This window comes from Acidimicrobiales bacterium (assembly GCA_036378675.1).
Taxonomy (GTDB): Bacteria; Actinomycetota; Acidimicrobiia; order Acidimicrobiales; family Palsa-688; genus DASUWA01.
In genome coordinates, this window is the sequence record DASUWA010000043.1 from 74,542 (window position 1) to 95,026 (window position 20,485).

Annotated in this window: 24 protein-coding genes; 11 read left to right on the forward strand and 13 right to left on the reverse strand. The window is 64.3% G+C overall.

The features are described 5' to 3' along the window. Positions 1 to 13: 13 nt before the first annotated feature. On the reverse strand, positions 14 to 2,146 hold the full coding sequence (locus VFZ97_14155) for an MMPL family transporter (protein HEX6394576.1): 2,133 nt from the start codon (positions 2,144 to 2,146) through the stop codon (positions 14 to 16). Between the two features lie 71 nt (positions 2,147 to 2,217). Between VFZ97_14155 and VFZ97_14160 the strand changes: the two genes are divergently transcribed. Further along, positions 2,218 to 2,961, forward strand: coding sequence for a TetR/AcrR family transcriptional regulator (locus VFZ97_14160; GenBank protein HEX6394577.1), 744 nt, complete (start codon positions 2,218 to 2,220; stop codon positions 2,959 to 2,961). Positions 2,962 to 2,965: 4 nt separating this feature from the next. On the opposite strand, the gene VFZ97_14165 is transcribed toward VFZ97_14160, so the two are convergent. Genes VFZ97_14165 through VFZ97_14190 form a run of 6 tightly spaced genes read right to left on the reverse strand, consistent with a single transcriptional unit; the run spans position 2,966 to position 7,087 of the window. Continuing rightward, entirely contained in the window at positions 2,966 to 3,838 is an 873-nt protein-coding gene (locus VFZ97_14165) for a glycoside hydrolase family 43 protein (protein HEX6394578.1), read from the reverse strand. A 44-nt stretch (positions 3,839 to 3,882) separates the two neighbouring features. Further along, positions 3,883 to 4,074, reverse strand: coding sequence for a hypothetical protein (locus VFZ97_14170; protein HEX6394579.1), 192 nt, complete (start codon positions 4,072 to 4,074; stop codon positions 3,883 to 3,885). Continuing rightward, complete coding sequence (locus VFZ97_14175) at positions 4,071 to 4,334, reverse strand: hypothetical protein (GenBank protein HEX6394580.1); 264 nt, start codon at positions 4,332 to 4,334, stop codon at positions 4,071 to 4,073. Before VFZ97_14175 ends, VFZ97_14170 begins: the two co-directional genes overlap by 4 nt. A gap of 11 nt (positions 4,335 to 4,345) precedes the next feature. Further along, a complete protein-coding gene (locus tag VFZ97_14180; protein HEX6394581.1) occupies positions 4,346 to 5,194 on the reverse strand; it encodes an SDR family oxidoreductase in 849 nt (282 codons plus the stop codon). A gap of 28 nt (positions 5,195 to 5,222) precedes the next feature. Then, the gene (locus VFZ97_14185; GenBank protein ID HEX6394582.1) at positions 5,223 to 5,858 is read right to left on the reverse strand and encodes a helix-turn-helix domain-containing protein; all 636 of its coding nucleotides are present in this window, start codon (positions 5,856 to 5,858) and stop codon (positions 5,223 to 5,225) included. After that, positions 5,855 to 7,087 (reverse strand): cytochrome P450, encoded by a 1,233-nt coding sequence (locus VFZ97_14190; protein HEX6394583.1) that lies wholly within the window; start codon positions 7,085 to 7,087, stop codon positions 5,855 to 5,857. The genes VFZ97_14185 and VFZ97_14190 overlap by 4 nt, the downstream gene beginning before the upstream one ends. A gap of 106 nt (positions 7,088 to 7,193) precedes the next feature. On the opposite strand from VFZ97_14190, the gene VFZ97_14195 reads away from it, so the two are divergent. From VFZ97_14195 to VFZ97_14235, 9 genes are all read left to right on the forward strand, one after another. Further along, on the forward strand, positions 7,194 to 8,261 hold the full coding sequence (locus VFZ97_14195) for a TIGR03617 family F420-dependent LLM class oxidoreductase (GenBank protein ID HEX6394584.1): 1,068 nt from the start codon (positions 7,194 to 7,196) through the stop codon (positions 8,259 to 8,261). Then, on the forward strand, positions 8,258 to 9,271 hold the full coding sequence (locus VFZ97_14200; GenBank protein HEX6394585.1) for a 2-dehydropantoate 2-reductase N-terminal domain-containing protein: 1,014 nt from the start codon (positions 8,258 to 8,260) through the stop codon (positions 9,269 to 9,271). The genes VFZ97_14195 and VFZ97_14200 overlap by 4 nt, the downstream gene beginning before the upstream one ends. Then, positions 9,253 to 10,152, forward strand: coding sequence for a hypothetical protein (locus VFZ97_14205; GenBank protein HEX6394586.1), 900 nt, complete (start codon positions 9,253 to 9,255; stop codon positions 10,150 to 10,152). The genes VFZ97_14200 and VFZ97_14205 overlap by 19 nt, the downstream gene beginning before the upstream one ends. A gap of 84 nt (positions 10,153 to 10,236) precedes the next feature. After that, on the forward strand, positions 10,237 to 11,220 hold the full coding sequence (locus VFZ97_14210; protein ID HEX6394587.1) for a zinc ABC transporter substrate-binding protein: 984 nt from the start codon (positions 10,237 to 10,239) through the stop codon (positions 11,218 to 11,220). A gap of 51 nt (positions 11,221 to 11,271) precedes the next feature. Next, positions 11,272 to 12,111 carry an ATP-binding cassette domain-containing protein gene (locus tag VFZ97_14215; GenBank protein ID HEX6394588.1) on the forward strand — a complete coding sequence of 280 codons (840 nt, stop codon included), beginning with the start codon at positions 11,272 to 11,274 and terminating at the stop codon, positions 12,109 to 12,111. After that, the gene (locus VFZ97_14220; GenBank protein ID HEX6394589.1) at positions 12,105 to 13,067 is read left to right on the forward strand and encodes a metal ABC transporter permease; all 963 of its coding nucleotides are present in this window, start codon (positions 12,105 to 12,107) and stop codon (positions 13,065 to 13,067) included. The genes VFZ97_14215 and VFZ97_14220 overlap by 7 nt, the downstream gene beginning before the upstream one ends. Positions 13,068 to 13,142: 75 nt before the next feature. Beyond that, entirely contained in the window at positions 13,143 to 13,511 is a 369-nt protein-coding gene (locus VFZ97_14225) for a metalloregulator ArsR/SmtB family transcription factor (GenBank protein HEX6394590.1), read from the forward strand. After that, a complete protein-coding gene (locus tag VFZ97_14230; GenBank protein HEX6394591.1) occupies positions 13,508 to 13,807 on the forward strand; it encodes a hypothetical protein in 300 nt (99 codons plus the stop codon). The genes VFZ97_14225 and VFZ97_14230 overlap by 4 nt, the downstream gene beginning before the upstream one ends. 13 nt (positions 13,808 to 13,820) lie before the next feature. Further along, entirely contained in the window at positions 13,821 to 14,267 is a 447-nt protein-coding gene (locus VFZ97_14235) for a Fur family transcriptional regulator (GenBank protein HEX6394592.1), read from the forward strand. Positions 14,268 to 14,277: 10 nt separating this feature from the next. Here the strand turns inward: VFZ97_14235 and VFZ97_14240 are convergent, their stop codons facing one another. After that, a complete protein-coding gene (locus tag VFZ97_14240; GenBank protein HEX6394593.1) occupies positions 14,278 to 15,669 on the reverse strand; it encodes an aldehyde dehydrogenase family protein in 1,392 nt (463 codons plus the stop codon). A 69-nt stretch (positions 15,670 to 15,738) separates the two neighbouring features. Here VFZ97_14240 and VFZ97_14245 point away from each other — a divergent pair, with 69 nt between their 5' ends. Next, a complete protein-coding gene (locus VFZ97_14245) occupies positions 15,739 to 16,098 on the forward strand; it encodes a VOC family protein (GenBank protein HEX6394594.1) in 360 nt (119 codons plus the stop codon). 6 nt (positions 16,099 to 16,104) lie between these two features. Here VFZ97_14245 and VFZ97_14250 read toward each other — a convergent pair whose 3' ends face one another. Genes VFZ97_14250 through fabG form a run of 5 tightly spaced genes read right to left on the reverse strand, consistent with a single transcriptional unit; the run spans position 16,105 to position 20,482 of the window. After that, a complete protein-coding gene (locus tag VFZ97_14250) occupies positions 16,105 to 16,395 on the reverse strand; it encodes an antibiotic biosynthesis monooxygenase (protein HEX6394595.1) in 291 nt (96 codons plus the stop codon). Further along, positions 16,392 to 16,970 (reverse strand): pyridoxamine 5'-phosphate oxidase family protein, encoded by a 579-nt coding sequence (locus VFZ97_14255; GenBank protein ID HEX6394596.1) that lies wholly within the window; start codon positions 16,968 to 16,970, stop codon positions 16,392 to 16,394. Before VFZ97_14255 ends, VFZ97_14250 begins: the two co-directional genes overlap by 4 nt. After that, positions 16,942 to 19,341, reverse strand: coding sequence for an amino acid permease (locus VFZ97_14260; protein HEX6394597.1), 2,400 nt, complete (start codon positions 19,339 to 19,341; stop codon positions 16,942 to 16,944). The genes VFZ97_14255 and VFZ97_14260 overlap by 29 nt, the downstream gene beginning before the upstream one ends. Continuing rightward, positions 19,338 to 19,778, reverse strand: coding sequence for a 3-hydroxyacyl-ACP dehydratase FabZ (fabZ, locus tag VFZ97_14265; GenBank protein HEX6394598.1), 441 nt, complete (start codon positions 19,776 to 19,778; stop codon positions 19,338 to 19,340). The genes VFZ97_14260 and fabZ overlap by 4 nt, the downstream gene beginning before the upstream one ends. Then, on the reverse strand, positions 19,778 to 20,482 hold the full coding sequence (fabG, locus tag VFZ97_14270; GenBank protein HEX6394599.1) for a 3-oxoacyl-[acyl-carrier-protein] reductase: 705 nt from the start codon (positions 20,480 to 20,482) through the stop codon (positions 19,778 to 19,780). The genes fabZ and fabG overlap by 1 nt, the downstream gene beginning before the upstream one ends. Between the last annotated feature and the right edge of the window lie 3 nt (positions 20,483 to 20,485).

Sequence of the window (20,485 nt, forward strand, 5' to 3'; positions counted from 1 at the left end):
CGCAACGAGACCCTCAAGCCAGGTGCGGTGCGGGCGTCTCCGTGGCTCCGATCCGCCTGTGCAGGCGCCGCAGCCGGGGAGGTGCCCACCAGTTGGCGTCTCCGGCAAGGCGCATGAACGACGGCACCACCACCCCGCGGATGAGCGTGGCGTCGACCACGATCGCGATTGCAGTCCCGATGCCGAACATTTGGATGAAGCTGACCTTCGAGAGCCCGAACGCAAAGAATGTGATTGCGAGCAGTGCGGCTGCGGTTGTGACGATGCGACCAGAACGAGCGAGCCCGCCCACAACCGCCTCCTCGTTGGTCGCACCTGCGTCGTGGAATTCCTTGATGCGGGAAAGCACGATGACTTCGTAGTCCATGGAAAGTCCGAACGCGATGCAGAAAAGGAGCAGCGGCATCGTCGTGCTGATCGGTGTGGGCGTGAAGCCGAGCAAACCGGAGAGGTGTCCATCCTGGAAGATCCACACCAACGCGCCGAACACGGCGGTGAGGCTCAGTGCGTTCAGGACCAGTGCCTTGGCGGGAAGTACCACGCTTCCCGTGAACAAGAACAAGACGATGAATGTGGTGAGGACAATAAGCGCTATCGCGATCGGGAGCCGGCTGCCGAGGTCGTGCTTCTGGTCGACGAGCGCTGCTGCAGGTCCACCGACGTAAGCGGTCGCTCCGCCGGGCACCGGCAAAGCACGGACCTCCGAGACCAGATGTTGCGCGGCCGCGGAGCCGGAAGTCGGGGCAATCGTCGCGTGGAGCCACGTAGCCTGAGGTCGTTCGAAGCTTGAGACGCTGACGATCCCGGGTACCGACGAAAGTTCGCGCCCGTACGAAGCTGTAGCCTGCGCCGGTAGAGCTGGAGTGGTCACGATCTCCAGGGTGTCGGTCACGTCGGCGTGAAAATTGCTACGGAGGGCATCTCCTACCTGGCGGGCGGGTGAACTGGTTGGAAGCACTCGCTCGTCGGGAGTTCCGAAGTGGACGTGCAAGAAGGGGATCCCCAGCACGATAAGCAGCGCGACGATTGGTAGACCAGCCGCCACGGGGCGGCGCATCACATTTCTGGTGGTGCGGTTCCAGAACGGCGATTCGGCGCGCCCGAGACGGTCTCTGCTCCGCACGGCCAGGGCGTTCACCCGAGGCCCGAGCACTACGAGCAGCGCGGGCAGCACCAGAAGCGCCGACGAAGTCGCCACGGCGACAACGCTTATTCCGGCGTACGCGAAAGACCGAAGGAAGTAGACCGGGAAGATGAGAAGCGCCGCGAGCGCGGCAGCAACCGTTCCAGCGGAAAAGACGATGGTTCGCCCAGCCGTCGCCACGGCTCGCTGAACTGCCGCACTCGGATCCTTGCCCGAAGCGAGTTCTTCCCGGTAGCGAGTCACGATCAGCAGGGCGTAGTCGATGGCCAGGCCGAGACCCATGCCGGTGGTCAGGTTGAGCGCGTAAATGCTGACGTCGGTGACACTGCCCAGGAGGAAGAGAACCGCGAGAGTTGCGACGATCGCCATCAATCCGAGCGCGACGGGCAGGGCAGCGGCGACGACGCTGCCGAAGGCGATGATCAGCAACACGAACGTCACCGGGATGGCGACGCCCTCGGCGAGCTTGAGATCCTTGCCGATCTGGTTACTGATCGCGTCATCGGTCCCTGCGTACCCGCCCGCCCGCACCGTTACGGGGCCAGGACGTGAGGAACCGACCGACAGTTCCTTCACCAGGACCTTGGCTCGATTGCTCACAGTGGTGTCGCTGCCTGCAATGGTGCCCACCACGAGCCCCGCGGTGCCGTCTCCGCTGCGCAGCTCCGAGCTGCGAGCGGTCCAGTACGAGCTGACCCGGCCGACACCCCGAGAGCTCGCCAGCCGCTCTGTAATTGCTCGCCCTGCAGCGGCGACCGAGGGGTCGTCGACGTTCCCGTTGCGCGCAGTAACCAGAAGGAGAAAGTTGGGCTGGCCTCCGAAATAGGCGTCTAGGCGGTTCTGGGCCACCTGGGATGGCGAGTTCGGCGCGGTGAAGCCGCCTGGCTTCAGGGCGTTGCTTGCGTGTATTCCGAGCGCGGCGGCGAGGATCACGGCCAGCACCGCGCCCGCAAGGATCTGCTTGGGCCGGCGGGTTACCAAGGCTCCGATTTGCGAGAACATGATCCGGAGCGTGCCAGTGATATATGCTCTTTGTCAAGATCATTTCCAACGAGCGAGAGCAGTTGTAACGAATGTCACAGGCGGTGGAGCAAGAAGGCGGTCGGGCGGTGACAACCCGCCGGGAGCGCCTTCGGGCGGCGACCATTTCGGAGATCAAGGGACTTGCCTGGCGGCAGCTGGCCGAAGTTGGAGCGGCTGCGCTGTCGCTGCGAGCGATCGCCGGCGAGATGGGCATGACTTCGTCGGCTCTTTACCGCTATTTCGCGAGCCGCGACGATCTGTTGAACGCCCTGGTTGTCGACGGGTTCTCTTCCCTCGCGGACGCTCTCGAAGCGGCGGAGTCCGAACTGGACGCTGATATGGGCTCCGACGAGAGCTGGCTTCGCCTCGCTGCGGCCCACCGGCGCTGGGCGCTTGAACACCCGACTGAGTACGCCCTGGTTTACGGGACTCCGGTTCCCGGTCTCGAGTCGGGGAGCGATGAACGCCGTGAACAGATGAAGCGCGGGGTCAACGTCCTGTTTCGGTGCATGATGGCCGGGCTTGGTCGCGGCGAGTTCAACGCGGGGGCGATCGAGGCAACGATGAACCCCGCGTTGAAGGCCAAGCTGTCGGCGTGGCGAGCCGAACTCGGGTTCGATCTGCCCGAAGCCGCGCTTGCGGGGTGTCTGTTCGCGTGGACCCACCTGCACGGTGCTGTCTCGCTCGAGCTGTTCGGACACCTCCCCATGCAGCTCCAGCCTGCGGATGAACTCTTCAACCAGCAGATGACTCAGGTCATGGCGATGCTCGGGTCGCCGCCAGACAGAACCTAGGGATTCACAAAAGTGCGGGCGCGCCGGCGATGGACACCCTTGCAATGTGAAGGCTGCGGGCTCCGTTCGGGTAGCCGACACGTCCGGGGGTCCAGGCGTGGTAGGCCATGCACAGCTCTTCAGACCGATCGAGAAACCATTCCTGGCCCCCCGGACCGGCGACGTTGGTATCCGACCCGAACCACGGGCGTCTCTTCGTCACCTTCTTGTACGGGCCCGTCACACTCGTCGCTGTTGCGTAGCCGATCGCGTAGCGGTCGGTGTTCCACCAGTTGGCTGAATAGAAGAGGTAGTAGATGCCGCCGCTGAGAACGAGGGACGGAGCTTCGATGAGCGGGGTTTCCCAGGATGCGTCATGGTCGAGCAGCCGGATGGCGGGTCCCACTAGAGAAGTTCCCTCTACAGTCAGTTTCTGGATCCAGAGGCTGGAGCGCCGGTCTATCGCGTTGGAATCGGCCTTCCACAGGAGATAGGGCGTACCGTCCAGGTCGACGAAGGGACTCGGATCGATCGAGCCTCCGAGTTCCAACTGGTATATGAACGGACCGTCGCTCCGGTCGACGTACGGCCCGACCGGTTCGCGGGAAGTGGCGACCGAAATGGCTTGGCGTTGACCGGTGGGCTCGCGGACCGTATAGAAGAGGATGTAGTTGGACTCGCGGGGCAGAACAGCCGGCGCCCAGGTATTTCCGCCCGCAGCCCACGACGGGAGGCTCGGCAGACCATCGGGTTCGGTGCGCCACTCGACGAGGTCTGGCGATGACATCACCTGGACGTTGACCGAGCCGGAATTGGTTGCCAAGGCGATGTATTCCGACCCGGTGTTGAGCACGAACGGATCGGGGAAGTCACGGGGATCGGCCCGCAGCGCGCTCACGACTCATCATGGCACTGCGGACTACCACCGGCAGCGAGGTGCGCTCAGGTCGCCTTGGCCCTGCGCCTTCGTCGATGTTGAATCTCGAGGGTTAGGACCACTCCGCAGATCAATCCGGCTATAAAGCCGCCGGAGCCCCAAATGAACCGAACCCGGATGCCGTGGCTGAAGATCACGGTCAGGACGATGACGGCCGCGATCACGACAACCAGGACCGCCAGCCGAGGGTGCTTCACGGCGTGATACCTGCGTCGGTCAGCATTCGGCGGACATCCAGCACCTGCTGGTCCGTCAGAACGTCGCCGTGGTGGTGACGGGGTGCTTCAAAAAACTCTGTTCTGTCCCCGAGCGTCACCTTGTACTTTCCGTCGTGCATCTCTTCGACCGCCGCAAGGTTCTCGAACAAGGAGATCACATCGTGCCACTCGATGTTATGGCTGAGGGGATGGGCGAAGATCCTCTCTAGCGTGGTCCGGTGGTGTCCCGACAGACTCATCCAGCGTCACCCTAGTACCGGTCCCCAGAGGTCGCTCCTGAAGATCCGGCGAATCGAAGCGCGGCGACGACACCGCCGTCGACGAGCACATCGGTGCCCGTGATGAAAGTCGATTCTGGGCCCAGCAGGAACGAGGCAACCGAAGCGATATCGTCCGGCGTTCCGAGCCGTCGCGCGGGCGACGAATCGACCATGGAGCGCATCAGGTCGCCAACCGGAGACGACAGTTCTAGGCGCCCCATCGGAGTTGAGACGATTCCCGGACTGATCGAGTTGACACGAGCACCTCGAGCACCCCACCCCAGGCTGGCCGCCTGGACCATGATCTGATTGGCTCGCTTGGCGAGCGCATAAGCGCCTCCGGGATCGTCGCCGCCTCTTTCAAGTAGCAGCGGAAGCTGCAGCAGTTCGCCCGGCGGGGTGTTAGCCAGTGCCTGCTCTTCTTCTGGGCTCAGTGGCGGCGCCAGATGGCCGGCCATGCTCGATATCACCACGCCTGCGCCTCCCGGAGCCACGACCCGGCCGAATTCCTCGAGCACCAGGGCGACGCCGAGCAGGTCGACACTCAGGATCGCGGCCGACGTCGCCTGCGCCGGCGACAGTCCGGCAGTGTGGCCCACCTGGGTCACCCGACCAAGGCTCGCCGCGAGTTGGGCGAGGTCACGAACCGAGTCTGGGGACGAGACGTCAACGCGGTGCGTTGACACCGCATGACCCTGACTCCTGATTGCCTCGGAGGCCCGAGCGAGAACCTCGTCGCTGGAGTCGGCGAGCAAAATCGCTTTACCCGATCCGACTCGGTGGGCGATCGCTTCTCCCATCCCCCCGGCACCTAGCACGACCAGAACCGACTCCCGCATCGTTACCTCCCAAGTAGCGAATCCCCGACTAGGACCGGTGAAGTTTGTTGGCGGGCGTCGGCGGCGTGCCGTTCAAGACGGCTTGCTGCAGAAGACCGATGGTCCAGGTGATGGCGCGAGCAGCCTCGTCGTGATCGAATTGCCAGTCGACCATCAGTCGTTCATAAGAGGCGATGCCCCAGAGGACGTCGAACATGGCGGCAACCAACTTGCGGTCGCTCTCAGGCCACTGTGGGGCTGCCTCACCGACCGCAGCGAGCAGTGCCTGATGCTGGCGCCGGCTCGCGTCCGCGAGGGTTGGGTCAAGGGGTGGTCGCGACTCGGGTGGATACGACGAGACATGACTGAAGATCCGGAGGGCGGCATCAGGGATTCCATCCAGACGAAGGTTGGCCAGATTTACCCCGGCTTGTTCTTCCAGCCGCATCATCACCGCATCGCGGAGCGCTCGTTCGTTCGGGAAGTGCCGGAAAACTGTTCGTTCGTTCACTCCCGCGCGTTCTGCGACACCACGAATCGTGAGCGCCCCCCAATGCCGGATGGAGGACTCGCGAAGCAGTTCGGTTGCTGCGTCGACAATTCGGAAGGCGGTTTGCCCGGCCTTCTCCCGGCGGAGGGTGTTGTCGTAGCGGCGACGAGTTGCCGTCGCCGGGACTCGGGTCACGGCACTGTCACGGGAAGCGTTTCCCAGCCGCGCACGGTCGAGGTCGGTGCTAGTTCGGCACGGCCATAATCCACGTCCCAGACTGGAAATCGGTCGAGAAGCTCGTCCAGAGCTATGCGACCTTCGAGCCTCGCAAGGGCCGCACCGAGGCAGTAGTGAATCCCGTAGCCGAACGTGAGGTGCTGGCCGATGGTGCGATGGATGTCGAATCGATTTGGTTCGACGAAGCGTCGCTCGTCCCGGTTTGCAGCTCCGATCAGAAACAGCATCGCGCTACCTGCGGGAACGGAGCGGCCGTACAGCTCGACATCTTCGGGCATGTAGCGGCCGACTGCGGGACCGGGGGGCTCGTAACGAAGCACTTCCTCGATGACGTTCGGGATGAGCGAGCGGTTCTCGGCGACCTCGCGGCGCTGGTCGGGGTGGTCGCCGAGCAGCTTTGCGGTCCAACCGATCAGACGAGTAGTCGTCTCATTGCCTGCCCCGGCAACGACGGTGGTGTAGAGGAGAGCTTCGTCGCGCGAGAGCCGGCGAGTGGTACCCGTCTCGTCCTCGAACTCTGCCGTGAGCAGTTCAGTCATCAGGTCGTCCGAAGGGTGCTGGATCCGCCAGTCGATGTATTCGGTGAACATCTCGCTTCCGAACGTCGGGTTCCGTGAGATCTGCATCGGTTGACCGGATTCGGTCCGGAGGTTGGCATCGGCCTGTCTCCGGATGGCTTCGTGATCGGTCTCGGGAATGCCGATGAGCATTCCGATTACGCGCATCGGCATCTGCGCTCCGAGATCGGCGATGAGATCGAATCCGCCGGATCCGATTAGTGGGTCCAGGCTGCTAGCGCAGAACTCTCTGATCTTCGGCTCGAGGGCGGCGACCCGGCGCGGGGTGAAGACGCGTGACAGCAGGCTTCTGTGAATCGTGTGAGCTGGAGGATCCTCGAAGATGAGCGTTCCCGATGGCATCTCCACGTCGGCCTTGATGATCTCGAGGATCCCACCGCGACCGGAGATGAATCGCCTCGAATCGACCAGCCCCGCTTGCACGTCGGCGAAGCGGCTGACCGCGTAGAAGTCGTACCTCTCGTTGTAATAGAGAGGGACCTCATCCCGCAGGCGCTTGAAGATCGGGTAGGGATCAGCGTCGACTTCTATGTCGTAGGGGTCGTAATAGACCTCTGACGACGACAGCCAGCCCTCCAACGACCCCATCGCCACACCCCAGTTCCTCACCGCAACAATTTCGTGTCAGGAGTATGGCACCAATATTTGCCTGTCACAAGAGCTTCTAGGACTGTCGTCTCCGGCCTCGTTTCGTGCTTTCAGCTAGACCGGGGCCGTGAAATTCGATCTGATGATGGGGTCGCGGACGTGGGAGCAGACCGCAGCGTGGGCTCGACGACTGGAACCCGCCGGCTTCTCGGGGATGCTGTTCACCGAACAGACCCAGGCCCCTTGGATGGCGATCGCAGCCGCCTCGATAGCAGCGCCTTCGCTGGAATTCTCGACGGGGATCGCCGTCGCGTTCCCTCGCAGCCCGATCGTTGCTGCCGGGCTGGCATGGGAGCTGGCCGAGAACACCAAAGGCCGCTTCAGGCTGGGGCTCGGGAGCCAGGTGCGGGCTCACATCGAGCGGCGCTATGCGGCCGAGTTCGATCCTCCGGGCCCCCGGCTTCGAGACTATGTGCTCGCGGTGAAGGCCTGCTTTAGGGCGTTCCGCGGGGAGGAGCCTCTCTCCTACGACGGGACCTACTACAAGATGTCCCTCCTGCCACCGATGTGGGCTCCTCGCCGGCACCCGTTCGGCGATGTCAAAGTAGACGTGTCGGCGGTGGGGCCGTGGATGTGCCGCATGGCAGGCGAGGTTGCCGACGGCGTTCACGTCCATCCGTTCCATTCGCTTCCATACATCCACAACAGGCTGCTGCCGGCGGTAGCCGAGGGAACAGAACGGTCGGGGCGGTCGCCCGCCGATTTGGATCTCATCGTTCCTGTGTTCGCGATTCCCGGCGATACGCCGGAGGAGCGCTTCGAATTAGTGGAGAAGGCCAGGGCCAGGATCGCGTTCTACGGTTCGACGAAGAATTACGCGTTCCAATTCGACGACCTCGGCTTCGACGGCACGTCAGCGAGGCTGAACGATCTCCTGAAGCGACGTGATGTCGCCGGCATGGCCGCCGCGATCACGGACGAGATGATGGAGCATTTCGCGGTCGTCGAGACGTGGGACGGTATGGCCGACGCGCTGATCAAGCGGTATGACGGCCTGGCCAGCCGTTTGGTGATGTACATGGGTGAGGACTCGATCGACGCCGCTCCCCAGAACCTCGGCAAATGGGCCGAGATCGCACGCGCCGTCACCGCTCATGGCCGCGATCAGCGAGCATCTGCCAGGCTGGACGGATGAGGTTCGTCGTCTTCGGCGCCGGCGCGATCGGGGGAGTGGTCGGCGGGCGGCTCCTGCAGCACGGCCATGAGGTCGCTTTCATAGCAAGGGGTGCTCATGGCGAAGCGATTGCCAACAGCGGTCTGCGGGTTTTGGACCCAGGCGGCACGGTCACCGTGCACCCCTCCCGAGTCGCTGATCATCCCAGAGGCATTGACTGGCGCGCCGACGACGTGGTTCTTCTCAGCGTCAAGAGCCAGGACACGGTGACTGCCGTTGCGGATCTGTTCGGCGAGGCGCCCGGCACCATCTCGGTCGCCTGCTTGCAGAACGGGGTCGACAACGAGCGGACTGTCCTCAGGTGGTTCTCGCGCGTCTATGGCGTCACCGTCATGTGCCCCGCCGCTTACCTCGAACCCGGATACGTCATCGCGTACTCTTCACCGACGACGGCTCTTCTCGACATTGGGCGCTACCCCGAAGGCGATGACGCGAGAGCAACCGCTATCGCTGGATGCTTCAACGACGCGGCGATGGATTCGATCGTCCGCAAGGACATCATGCGCTGGAAATACTCAAAGCTCGTCCTGATGAACCTCGCCAACGCGGTCGACGCGCTCTGCGGGCCCGCGGCGCGTGGCGGGGAGCTTGCCAAGCTGATCGATCGGGAGGGCATTGCCGTCTTGCAGGAGGCCGGAATCGACTTCGCATCGAAAGAGGAAGACCGCGACCGTCGGGGGAACCTTCTCAGACTCCACGAGGTCCCCGGCCAGTCCTGGAGCGGCAGCTCGTCTTGGCAGAGCCTTGCGCGTTCCACGGGAACGATCGAGACCGACTACCTCAACGGCGAGATCGTCATGATCGGGAGGCTGCACGGCATTCCGACCCCGGCGAACGAAGCGGTTCAACGTCTGGCGAACCAGGCCGCGCGGGAGGGTTGGAAACCCGGCAGTCTCGATGAGCGGCAAGTCCTCGATCTGATAAGCAAGCCGAACCACCAGGGGGGACCGAAGTGGACGTCCACGAACTGAGCGAGCGCGCACGAGCGTTAGGCGGCCTGATCGAGCCATTCGCCGGTCAGGTCTATTTCTCGCCGGAGTGCCACGGGCGATACCAGGCACTGGGGTTCAATGGCAGCCCGGGAGAGTTTTCCGGGGTCGCGATGCCCGACGGTCCCGCCTACTTCTGCAGCCGCGGCTCGCTCATGGGCCAAGTCCCAGGCCAGGTTGTCTCCGCCGCGTTTGCCGTCTTCAACCCCGCCGTTGTCATTCCCTCGGTGGACCAGGGCTGGTCGCTAACCCGAGCACAGCTCCTCGAGAAGGAGCGTACGGACGGGTCCGTCGAGCAACTCACTCGGATACTTGGTGAACGTCCTGAAGGCATAGATCAAACAAAAGAATTGCTGGAGAGGGCCGGCGCATCGTTGCGGGTCGAGGGCAAGCCGCTTTACGCCGGCGTGGCGTCACAAGCGATCCCGGACTGCGAGCTCGGCGCAGCATGGAGGTACGCCGATTGCCTTCGTGAATACCGGGGCGACGCCCACATCGCCTCGTGGACGAGCGCCGGGTTCGACGCCGTCGAGATCGGTTTGCTCACCGAGCTCTACTGGGGACTCCCGCTGAAGACGTACATCCGAACCCGGGCGTGGTCAGACCAAGAACTCGATGACGCGATCGAGCGTCTCGAGCGCCGCGGCTTGGTCTCGGAGGGTGCCTTCACAGAGAAGGGTCGTGAGCAACGCGAAGCCGTCGAGCTGGCGACCGACCTTCAATGCCGGCCGATCGTCGAGTCGCTGGGGGCTCGATTCGACGAGCTGGCCGCGCTGCTCGCCCCCATGGGGCAGGCCATCAGGAGGGCCTCGGGTTACCCGTCGTCGGGACCGCACGAGCTCGCCGCGGCCGCTCAGCGCTAACCGCGGGGCCCGACCGCAGAGGCAAGGCCACCGCCGTCCATCTTTTTTTGCGAATGAGAATGATTCCTAAGTATGATGACGGCCATGTCGTCCTGGCCTCCCCTCAACTCTTGTGGAACCAAGTCCCTTCTGACCGGAGTTGCGGTCCTGAGCGCGGCTGTCGCGCTCCTGGGAGCTTGCTCGAGTACCAAGGGCCCGTCTTCGTCGTCAGCCGGCGTGTCCCAGGCGGCTGCGGTCCGGCCCACCAAGACCCTGAACATCATCGCCGGCGAGAACTTCTGGGGGAGCATCGTCTCCCAGCTGGCCGGGAAGGCCGGAAACGTGACCAGCATCGTGACCGACCCGAACGCCGACCCGCACGACTACGAGACAAGCTCGAGCGACGCCCGGGCGTTCGCGACCGCGGACTATGTGGTGCTGAACGGCGCCGGCTACGACACCTGGGCTGGCAAGCTGCTGTCGGGCAACCCGAACTCGAAGCGCAAGGTCTTCACCGTTGCGGACCTGCTCGGCAAGAAGGAGGGGGACAACCCCCACTTTTGGTACGACCCCAACTACGTCACCCAGATGATCAACCAGGTCGAGGCGGACCTCAAGGCTCTCGATCCCGCCGACTCGGCCTACTTCGATGCCCAGCGCGCATCTCTCGACACTGCGATGCAGCCTTTCCGGAGCCGCCTGGGTGAGATAAAGGCCAAGTTCGCCGGCACACCGGTGGCGTCGACCGAATCGATATTCGTCTACCTCGGCACTTACCTGGGTTTGAACATCATTTCGCCCCCGGAGTTCATGCAGGCCGTGGCCGAAGGGAACGACCCGCCGGCGGCCAGCGTCGCCCAGTTCCAGTCTCAAGTTACCGGTAAGCAGGCAAAGGTTCTGGTCTACAACGAGCAGACGTCCACCGCGGTCACCACCAACATCAAGAAGCTGGCCACGAACGCGGAGATCCCTGTGGTCGGGGTAACAGAAACCGTGCAGCCTTCCGACGCGACCTACGAACAGTGGTTCGAGGCCGAGTTGGAGCAGCTCCAGAACGCACTCAACGCCAACGCTTTGGCCGGTGGATGATTGGGGGAGCGAATGTTGACCCAGCCAGTAGGCCGCGTTGACTCACCGAGCGTGAACAATGCCGTCTCCCCGGTCGTGGCGGCGTCCGATCTGGCCGTGGCTTACGGCCGCACCGACGTGTGGTCGGGAGCGAACTTCGACGTGTCTCCCGGAGAGTTCATGGCGGTTCTCGGGCCTAACGGGGCGGGCAAGTCGACCATGATGCGACTGGTTCTCGGGTTGCTTCGCCCTTCGAAAGGGTCGCTCAGGGTATTCGGAGATGCACCCCGGCGCGGAAACCCGGCAATTGGTTACGTTCCCCAACGGCGACCGATCGATCCTGATCTACGGCTCGCGGGGGTTGAGTTCGTCAAGCTTGGCATCACCGGCCATCGCTGGGGCACGGGCCTTCCCCGCCGCCACGCGGAGACCGAGCGGATTGTCGCCGACGCGGTAGCCGCGGTCGGTGCCGACGCGTACGCCGATCAACCTGCGGGAACCCTTTCAGGGGGGGAACTGCAGCGTTTGATGCTCGCTCAGGCGATCGTCAGCAAGCCTCGCCTGCTGCTCCTGGACGAGCCTCTCGCCAGCCTTGACGTACGCAACCAAGTCGCGATGGCCAGCTTGGTGGCAACACTGGCCAGGTCTCGAGAGATCGCGGTGATGCTCATCGCTCACGACGTCAATCCACTGCTGCCGGTCTTGGATCGAGTGATGTACGTGGCCCGGGGAAAGGTCACCGTCGGCCGGCCGGACGAGGTCATCACCGCAGGGCGACTCTCCATGCTCTATGAAGCAAACGTCGAGGTGCTTCGCGACAGCAAAGGGAGGCTGTTCGTGGTCGGCCTCGACGACGAGGCCACCCACCCGCACGACAGGGATCCGGCGCGCACCGGATCGGACCCATGCTGATCATGCATTCCCTCCTCGCGACCGCCGCGACGCCCTCACCGTCGTGGAATGTGATTCACGACGTCCATGAGTTGTTTCGCTATCCGTTCATGCGCCACGCGTTCGTCGCCGGCACCATCGTTGCCTTGCTCGCTGGTGTCGTCGGGTACTTCGTAGTCCTCCGCCAGTCTGCATTTGCTGCCCACTCGATGTCCGAGATCGGCTTCGCCGGAGCCAGCGGCGGCGTCGCCCTCGGATTCGGCGCGATCTGGGGGCTGCTCGGCATGAGCCTCCTAGGCGCAGTCGCCATCGGGCTTCTCGGCAAGCGCCTTCGCGGCCGGGACGCGGCAATCGGAACGGTCCTCGCGCTATCGCTTGGGCTCGGGTCCTATTTCATCACCCAATACAAGGGCGAAAGCGCGAGCGGTCCGTTCGGCCTCTTATTCGGCGAGATTCTCGGGATCAGCGTTCACGATGTCTGGTTCATAGCTATAGCCGCCGCAATTACCCTCGCTGTTGTGGTCGTCCTATACAGGCCTCTGCTCTTCGCGTCCCTCGACGAGGACGTCGCAGAAGCCCGTGGAGTTCCGGTCCGAGGATTGTCGGTCGCATTCCTGATGGTCCTCGCAGTGGCGGTGACCGCCGCTGTCCAGGTCGTCGGAGTCCTGCTGATCTTCGCCCTCCTGGTAACCCCCGGGGCAATTGCCGACCGCGTCTGCCGGACCCCCGGCCGAGGAATCGCGTTGTGCGTGACCCTGTCGCTCGTATTCGTGTGGGCGGGCCTGTGCGTCACGTACTACAGCAGCTACCCGGTGGGATTCCTGATCACCGCGTTCGCGTTCGTCGGCTACCTGATCGCCCGGATCGTCACGGCCGTCCGGCGGGGCGGTTCCACGGCGAGGCCAGACCGGCCGGCCCGCTCACCCCTTCTCGATTCGATCGGGGTCGGTCTCGCCAGGGGAATCGGGGGCCGCTGAGCGCTCGCAGACCTTCCGAGGTGCCGGAACATATTAGGTAGTGCTAATCCGTTCATGTGCTAATCTGTTCATGTGATGGTGCGTAGTGCGTCCGGTGCGACCAGGGAGGTCGACGTAAGCCAGCTGGCCGAGGCGGCCGAGCTGTTGAGGGCGCTCGGCACCCCCCACCGCCTGGCGATCGTGCTGGAGCTGGCGGAGTCCCAGCGCTGCGTCCACGAGCTGGTCGAGCTTCTCGGCATATCGCAGTCGCTAGCGTCGCAGCACCTCCGGGTTCTCCGCACCACCGGACTGGTCACCGGCACCCGCCGCGGCAAGGAAACGGTCTACGCCCTCGCCGACGAGCACATCGCCCACATCGCCCGCGACGCGTTCGCCCACGGCGCCGAGCCGATCAGCCGCAGCCCATCGATACCCGAACCAACCACCGAGGAGCATCATTCATGAGCACCCAGACCCACGAAACCCACACCGAGCATCCCCACGATCACGGGGACGACTGCGGTCACGTCGCTGTCAGCCACGACGACCACGTCGATTACCTCCACGACGGGCACGCCCACCACGGACACGAAGGGCACTGGGACGAGTGCCAGCCGGAGGCGCACGTGGCCCACGCCGACCATCCGCACAGCCACGGAGACTCGTGCGGCCACGAGGCCGTTTACCACGGGGATCACACCGACTATCTGCATGACGGCCACCGCCATGCTGCCCACGAAGGCCACTGGGACGAGCACTGATACAAGCCAGATCGTGGCGGTGACCACCGGATCCGACATGCACGAGCAGGTAGAGCTGCGTTTGGCGCGCTCCGACCAGCGGTATACGAGGCAGCGACGTGCGATCGTGGAGACCCTCGTGGCCGCCGGGAGGCCGTTGACCATCCCTGAGATCCTGCAGACCAACCCCGGTCTGACCCAGTCGAGCGCTTACCGGAACGTGACCGTGCTCATCGACGCCGGAGCGGCTCGGCGGGTCAACGGAGCAGATGACCTCGGCCGGTTCGAACTAGCCGAGCATCTTTCCGGCCATCACCATCATCTTGTGTGCGCGAATTGCGGGAAGGTGTCCGACATCGATCCGTCCCCGAGGCTCGAGCGCGCTTTGGCCGAGGCGGCGCAGATTGCCGCCGAGCAGGATGACTTCGACGTCACCGATCACCGGTTCGATTTCTTGGGCGTTTGCGGGGACTGCCGCTAGCCGGCCGGTTTTACGCGAGGCGGCGGAGCAGCTTTTTCACCCGTTCCGAGTAGGGCGGGTAGATGAACTTCAGATCTGGCCGCGAGCGCATCAGCAGCGTGGACTTCCGGTGGCTGAAGGTCTCGTAACCCCATCTGCCGTGGTAGGCACCGATCCCGCTGTTGCCGACGCCGCCGAAGGGAAGCTGCGGCGCCATGACGTGCATGAGGGTGTGATTTCCGGTGGCGCCCCCCGACGGGACCTGTGAGAACACCCGCTCGAGGTCTTCCTTCCGCTCGGAAAACACGTACGCTGCCAACGGTTTCTCCCTCGCATTTACGAACGCGATCGCCTCGTCCAGAGACTCCACGCCGAGCACGGGGAGAATCGGACCGAATATCTCCGACCTCATCAGCTCCGAGTTGGGGTCCGGGTCCACCACGATCGTGGGTTCCATGGAGGTCGCGGAGGACTCGCCTCCGCTGACCACCTTTCCGGGTCGCTCGTCGAGGAGGCGGCGGAGCCGGTTCGCCTGCCGGTCGTTGACGATTCGCTGTTCCGACGGTTCGCCGGCACGCATCGCGGACATGCTCTGCGCGAGGTGATCGACCAGCTTGTCTTTCACCGAGTCGTCAACCAACACGTAATCCGGTGCGATGCACGTCTGACCCGAGTTGAGGAGTTTTCCGAAAGCGATCCTGCGCGCGGCGACCTCGATGTCTGCGTCCTTCGTGACGATCGCCGGGCTCTTACCGCCGAGTTCGAGTGTCACGGGTGTGAGATGCGCTGCGGCGGCCTGCATCACCTTCCGTCCGATCTCGGTCCCACCGGTGAAGAAGACGTGATCGAATCTGGCGTCGATCAGGCCCTGGGTGGTCGCGGCGTCGCCTTCGACCACCTTGACCGCCTCGGGATCCAGGTAACGGGGGATGAGGTCGGCCATCGCGGCCGACGAGGCCGGGGCGTGTTCGGAGGGCTTCACGACCGCGCAGTTTCCGGCGGCCAGGGCGCCAACCAGCGGGGCGAGGCACAGATAGAAGGGATAGTTCCAAGGGCCGATGATGAGGACCACGCCTAGAGGCTCGTAGCGGTAGAACGCGCGGCCCGGCGTGACAGCCATCGGGACCGGAACCCGCCTCGGCCGGGTCCACCTTCTAAGGTGCCTGACCGCGTATCGGACCTCGCCTTGGGTGGGAGCGACGTCGCCGAACCACGCCTCGTGGGCGCTCCTGCCAAGGTCGGATTCGAGCGCCGCGGCTATCGCGTTCTCGCGTTCTTCCAGCAGCCGCGATATCCCGGCCAGCTGCCGGAGCCTCCAGTCGACGGGACGAGTGGTCCCGCCTGCGAACGTCGAACGCAGCGCCGCAACTGTGGCCTCCGCTGACTGACTTGAGGTAGCTGGACTGGCGACGTCTACGGCCATCGGGTGCCTCCTGAGCTCTCTGGTCAGATCTGTCCGGCCAACCTACCCGGCGACGCCTAGTCTTCCACCGTGAGCGCTGGCAGTGACTGGGCGAGACCGGTCGTCCACTGGGAGATCGTCGCCCGGGATCCCGACGCGCAGGCCCAGTTCTACGGGTCGCTTTTCCGTTGGGACATAGGCGAAGGGCCGATCATGAACATCACGCCCGGGCTCGGAGGGCCCGAACCCGGACCCGCAGGGCACATCAGGCAGGGCGACAGTCCTGCGGTGAGCCTCTACGTCCAGGTCCGGGACCTTCGGAAGTCCCTGGCCGACGCCGAAACTCTCGGCGGCACCGTCGTCGTCGAGCCATTCGACGTCCCGGGCGGACCGACCATCGCCGCCATCCAGGACCCCGAGGGCAACGGTCTGTTCCTCGTGCAGCAGTAGTACTACTCAATCAAGCGTTTCAAAACGCTCGGTGGAGATCGAGCTCTGATCCACGAACTTCATGAACGTCTCGGCGATTGGATTCGCGCTCCAAAGCTCGTCGCAGCGTTCGGCGTCGGCCCTGCTGTTCCAAAAGTCGATGACCGTCCAAGCGCCGTCGTCTCCCCTTGCTGTCGTACGGCGGATCATCCCCGGCTGCTGATAGGCGAATTCGGTCTGCAGCCGTTTGTCGGCTTCGAGAAACGCGGCCTCGTCGGAGCCGGGTGCCAGCTTGAAGCGGAGGATCTCGACGATCATCCCGGTTCAACCGCTCCGCCGGAATGTGGCAGGCCGGGCGCACCGTCGATGCTCTCCGAATTCTTCTCGGCCCAGTACGCGTAGACGCCTGCTCGGCCTTTCCGGTCGGCCCATTCGTCGAGTGTAGGCCGGTGCGACTTGAAGCTCATCAAAGGCACGGCATAGCCGCACGAGTCCGAAACTCGGGTTACGTCGACCGTCACGATCGACCTCACTCCCACATCGGACGACCTCGGGAATCTCTGGCCGATCTCGGCGAACTCGGCGTCATTGCCGGTCACGACACGACCACGCCCGTGCAACCGAACGATACGAGGCGGGCCATCGAACGCGCAGAACATCAACACGATGCGCGCGTTCTCCTGCACGTGCGCGACCGTCTCTATCCCGCTTCCGGTTTGATCGAGGTACGCGACCCGGTCCGGCCCGAGGACCGCGAACTCGTCACGGTTGCCTTTCGGGGAGCAGTTGACGTGCCCCTCGGGATCCATGGGGGCTGACGCGACGAAGAAAACCGGCTGGCTTTCCAGCCAGCCCGCCAGACGATCATCGATTGCTTCGTGAACTCTTCCGATCCGGAAACTCTAGTTCTGGCTCTCCGGTGACGAACTCGTAGTCCGGGTTGATCATGGTCATCTGACCGCGCACGTCGGCGACCGTTCCCTCCACTACGAGCCGGCTCCCCGGCGCGATGCCGGCGATCTGGCGCCGTCCGAGGAACGCCACGTTGATCTTGCCCTGGTCGTCGGTGAGGGTGACCTGGAGGCTCGGCACGTCACCCCACGGCTGGACCGTCATCGACTTCACCCTGCCCGCCACCCTCGCACGCTGCCGTGGTTGCAGTGCGGGGATCGGCGTGGTGCCGGGGACGTGGATCGCCTTTTCGTCGATCTCTGCTTCAACCTTGTCGGCATGGGAGGGACCAGCCCGAGCCGGGACCGGCTCGCCTCGTTCACGTTCCCTCAGTTCACCGTCGACGTCGAAAGGAACGATGGTCGCGTTGACGTGGGGGAGCCGGCTGACGGCAGTCGACAGACGCTCGGCGGTGTTGTCGTGAAGTAGCCGGCTCCAGACGCGCCCGTAGCTTCGACGCGGCAGGAGCAGGCTCACCTCGGTTTGCCCGTCTTGCGCGGCTTCCGAGGCGAGCTCGAGGCAGCAGCGGACAAGACGCCGGTCCGGGCATTCCACCAATTCCAGGGGAAGGTTTCTCATCCCGAGCCGGACCCACCGGTCGGACAACGAGTTGGCTCGCTGGCTGTCGATGACGAAGTGAACGGCACGAACATCGTCCACCGAAAGCGTCTTCGCGTACTGAACCGCCCTAGCCGTCGCGAGATCCAACCGGTCCACCAGCACGAAGACCACGTGGCGCTTCAACGGTCGAGCCTCCACCGCCCGTTCGGCTGCACCCTCGCCGAGTATCGCCGCTTCTGCCTCGTAGCGGCGGCGGGTCCGGATCAGAACGGCCATCAGGATCGGGAAGAGCACCACGACCGCCCACGCCCCTTCGGTGAACTTGGTCACGGCGAAGATCAGCACGACCGCAGCCGAAACAACCGCCGCGGTTCCGTTGATCCACGCTTTGCGGCGCCAACCGGGCTCTTTGTAGGTGAAGTGGTGCTTGACCATGCCGGAGCCGGCAACGGTGAACCCGGTGAACACTCCAATCGCGTAAAGGCTCACCAGCTTGTCCACCTTGCCGCGGGTGATGATCAACAGGGCAATGCCAACTGCTCCGAGGATGAGGATCCCGTTCGAGAAGGTCAGACGGTGACCGCGCTTGGCCAGCGCGTGCGGCAGGTAACGATCCTCGGCTACGAAGCTGGCCAGGAAGGGAAAGCCGTTGAAGCTCGTGTTGCCGCCCGTGTAGAGGATGAGCAATGTCGCCAGCTGAACCAGATAGAACCCGGCGTTGCCGACTACGCCGTGCCCGAACGCTGTTTTGGCGACCTGGGATATGACCGTCGGATAGCCGTTTGCGTAGGGGATCGCATGCGTGAAGTGGGCGAGGAGCGAAACGCCCAAAACCAGAATGCCGAGCGTCGCGCTCATCACCAGGAGCACCCGCCGGGCCCGAATTCCCTCCGGGGGCCGAAACGCGGACACGCTGTTCGAGATCGCTTCGAGACCGGTGAGCGACGAGCCGCCGTTGGCGAGCGCGCGGAGCAGGATGAACACCGAAGCACCCTGAAGCAGGCCTGATCCGGGGTGGCCGATCGGGACGGTGCCGTGCAACGAGTGGATGTTGATGGTCGGCAGGTCGCCGGCGGCGGCCTTGACGAGGCCGGCGATCACGACCAGGCCCAACATCACGATGAAGAAGTAAGTGGGGAAGGCGAACGTACGCCCGGCTTCGCGAATCCCGCGGAGGTTCCCCCAAATCAGGAGGCAAACCACGGCGACGGATATCGGAACCGTCCCGGGGCCGAGGGAGGGGAACGCCGATGTCAGCGCCGCGGTACCGGCAGCGGTCTGCACCGCGACGGTCAGGGTGTAGTCGATCAGCAGGGCGACCGCGGCGAACTGGGCGACGTTGGGACCGAAGTTCTCGCGCGCGACAACGTACGAACCGCCGGCCTTCGTGTACACCATCACCACCTCGCGGTAGGAGAGGGTGACGACGATCAGGATTGCCAGGATGACGAACGTGACCGGCAGCACCAGACTGAACGCGGCGACTCCGACCGCGGGCACCAGCACGGTCAGCATTTCCTCGGTGCCATACGCGGAGGAGGAGATCATGTCGCACGACAGGACGCCCATCGCGATCGGAGAGCTGAGGCGCTCGCCGGCGAGTTGTTCGGTGACGAGCGGCTCGCCCAACAGGCGGCGTTTCAGCCGGTAACCACGCGACTCCGGAAGGTCCGGCGCGACTCGTGGTGGCCCTGCCTCGGTGGGGACGGCTGCCGCTTCCGGGGTGGCTTCGGTTTCTTCTAGAGCACTCATACCGAGACGATGACGAAGAGCATCGAGGCTTCGCAGGCTACGTCGCCTTTCACCCGTGCGGTTCCCTGGCCCCGACCGGCGGACCCGCCGAGCCGGTCGAGCCGTACTTCCAGCTCCAAGGTTTCGCCGGGTAGAACCTGCCGCCGGAACCGAGCCTTGTCTATCCCGCCGAACAGCGGCAGCTTGCCCGAATAGCGGTCGTCCGAGAGGAGGGCAATCCCCCCGAGCTGAGCCAGCGCTTCGACCATGAGGACTCCCGGAAGTGTCGGTCTTCCTGGAAAATGTCCAGCAAAGAAGGATTCGTCACCTGTCAGCTTCCAAACGCCCCGTGCAGATTCTGCGGGCACCAGCTCGGTGACCTCGTCGACGAACAGGAAGGGGGCCCGGTGGGGAAGGACGTCGACTGGTCTGGGCAGTTTCTTTCCCGGTGATGCCATCAATGACCCATACCCAGGCCGCCATCAACGGGGATGAGCGCGCCGGTCACGTAGCCCGCCTGGTCCGAGGCCAGAAACAGCACGGTCGCGGCGATCTCCTCCGGGCTGGCCATTCTCTTGAGCGGGACCTGCTCGAGGATCTCGGCCTGCCGTTCCTCGGGTAGAGCCGCGGTCATGTCGGTGGTGACGAAGCCGGGAGCCACCACGTTGACGGTCACGCCACGCCCGCCTATCTCACGCGCGAGGGATCGGGCCAGCCCGACCAGTCCCGCTTTGGAAGCCGCGTAGTTGGTTTGGCCTGGCGAACCGAGCAGGCCGACGACCGAGGAGATGAAGATGATGCGACCCTTGCGAGCTCGGATCATCTTGGAGGTCGCCCTTCGCGCGACCCGGTAGGCGCCGTTCAAGTTCGCGTCGATCACCGACAGCCACGCATCTTCCTTCATCGACAACAGAAGCTGGTCCGCGTTGATCCCCGCGTTCGATACCAGGACCTCAACCGGTCCGAGCTCCTTCTCGATCTCGGCGAACGCGGCATCGACCTGCTCCGCAGATGTGACGTCGCAACGAACGCCGAGGAAGTCCTCGGCGGGCTTTTCCCTGTAGGTGATCGCCACCCGATCGCCGTTATCGGCGAACGCCTGGGCGATGGAGCGGCCTATGCCGCGGTTGCCGCCGGTGACCAACACGACTCTTCCCGTCACTGA

Excerpts from the sequence above, each read along its gene's own strand:
- VFZ97_14155 (HEX6394576.1), bottom strand. The coding sequence starts at position 2,146 with ATGTTCTCGCAAATCGGAGCCTTGGTAACCCGCCGGCCCAAGCAGATC.
- VFZ97_14160 (HEX6394577.1), top strand. The coding sequence starts at position 2,218 with ATGTCACAGGCGGTGGAGCAAGAAGGCGGTCGGGCGGTGACAACCCGC.
- VFZ97_14175 (HEX6394580.1), bottom strand. The coding sequence starts at position 4,334 with ATGAGTCTGTCGGGACACCACCGGACCACGCTAGAGAGGATCTTCGCC.
- VFZ97_14180 (HEX6394581.1), bottom strand. The coding sequence starts at position 5,194 with ATGCGGGAGTCGGTTCTGGTCGTGCTAGGTGCCGGGGGGATGGGAGAA.
- VFZ97_14200 (HEX6394585.1), top strand. The coding sequence starts at position 8,258 with ATGAGGTTCGTCGTCTTCGGCGCCGGCGCGATCGGGGGAGTGGTCGGC.
- VFZ97_14210 (HEX6394587.1), top strand. The coding sequence starts at position 10,237 with ATGTCGTCCTGGCCTCCCCTCAACTCTTGTGGAACCAAGTCCCTTCTG.
- VFZ97_14220 (HEX6394589.1), top strand. The coding sequence starts at position 12,105 with ATGCTGATCATGCATTCCCTCCTCGCGACCGCCGCGACGCCCTCACCG.
- VFZ97_14225 (HEX6394590.1), top strand. The coding sequence starts at position 13,143 with ATGGTGCGTAGTGCGTCCGGTGCGACCAGGGAGGTCGACGTAAGCCAG.
- VFZ97_14230 (HEX6394591.1), top strand. The coding sequence starts at position 13,508 with ATGAGCACCCAGACCCACGAAACCCACACCGAGCATCCCCACGATCAC.
- VFZ97_14240 (HEX6394593.1), bottom strand. The coding sequence starts at position 15,669 with ATGGCCGTAGACGTCGCCAGTCCAGCTACCTCAAGTCAGTCAGCGGAG.
- VFZ97_14250 (HEX6394595.1), bottom strand. The coding sequence starts at position 16,395 with ATGATCGTCGAGATCCTCCGCTTCAAGCTGGCACCCGGCTCCGACGAG.
- VFZ97_14260 (HEX6394597.1), bottom strand. The coding sequence starts at position 19,341 with ATGAGTGCTCTAGAAGAAACCGAAGCCACCCCGGAAGCGGCAGCCGTC.
- fabZ (HEX6394598.1), bottom strand. The coding sequence starts at position 19,778 with ATGGCATCACCGGGAAAGAAACTGCCCAGACCAGTCGACGTCCTTCCC.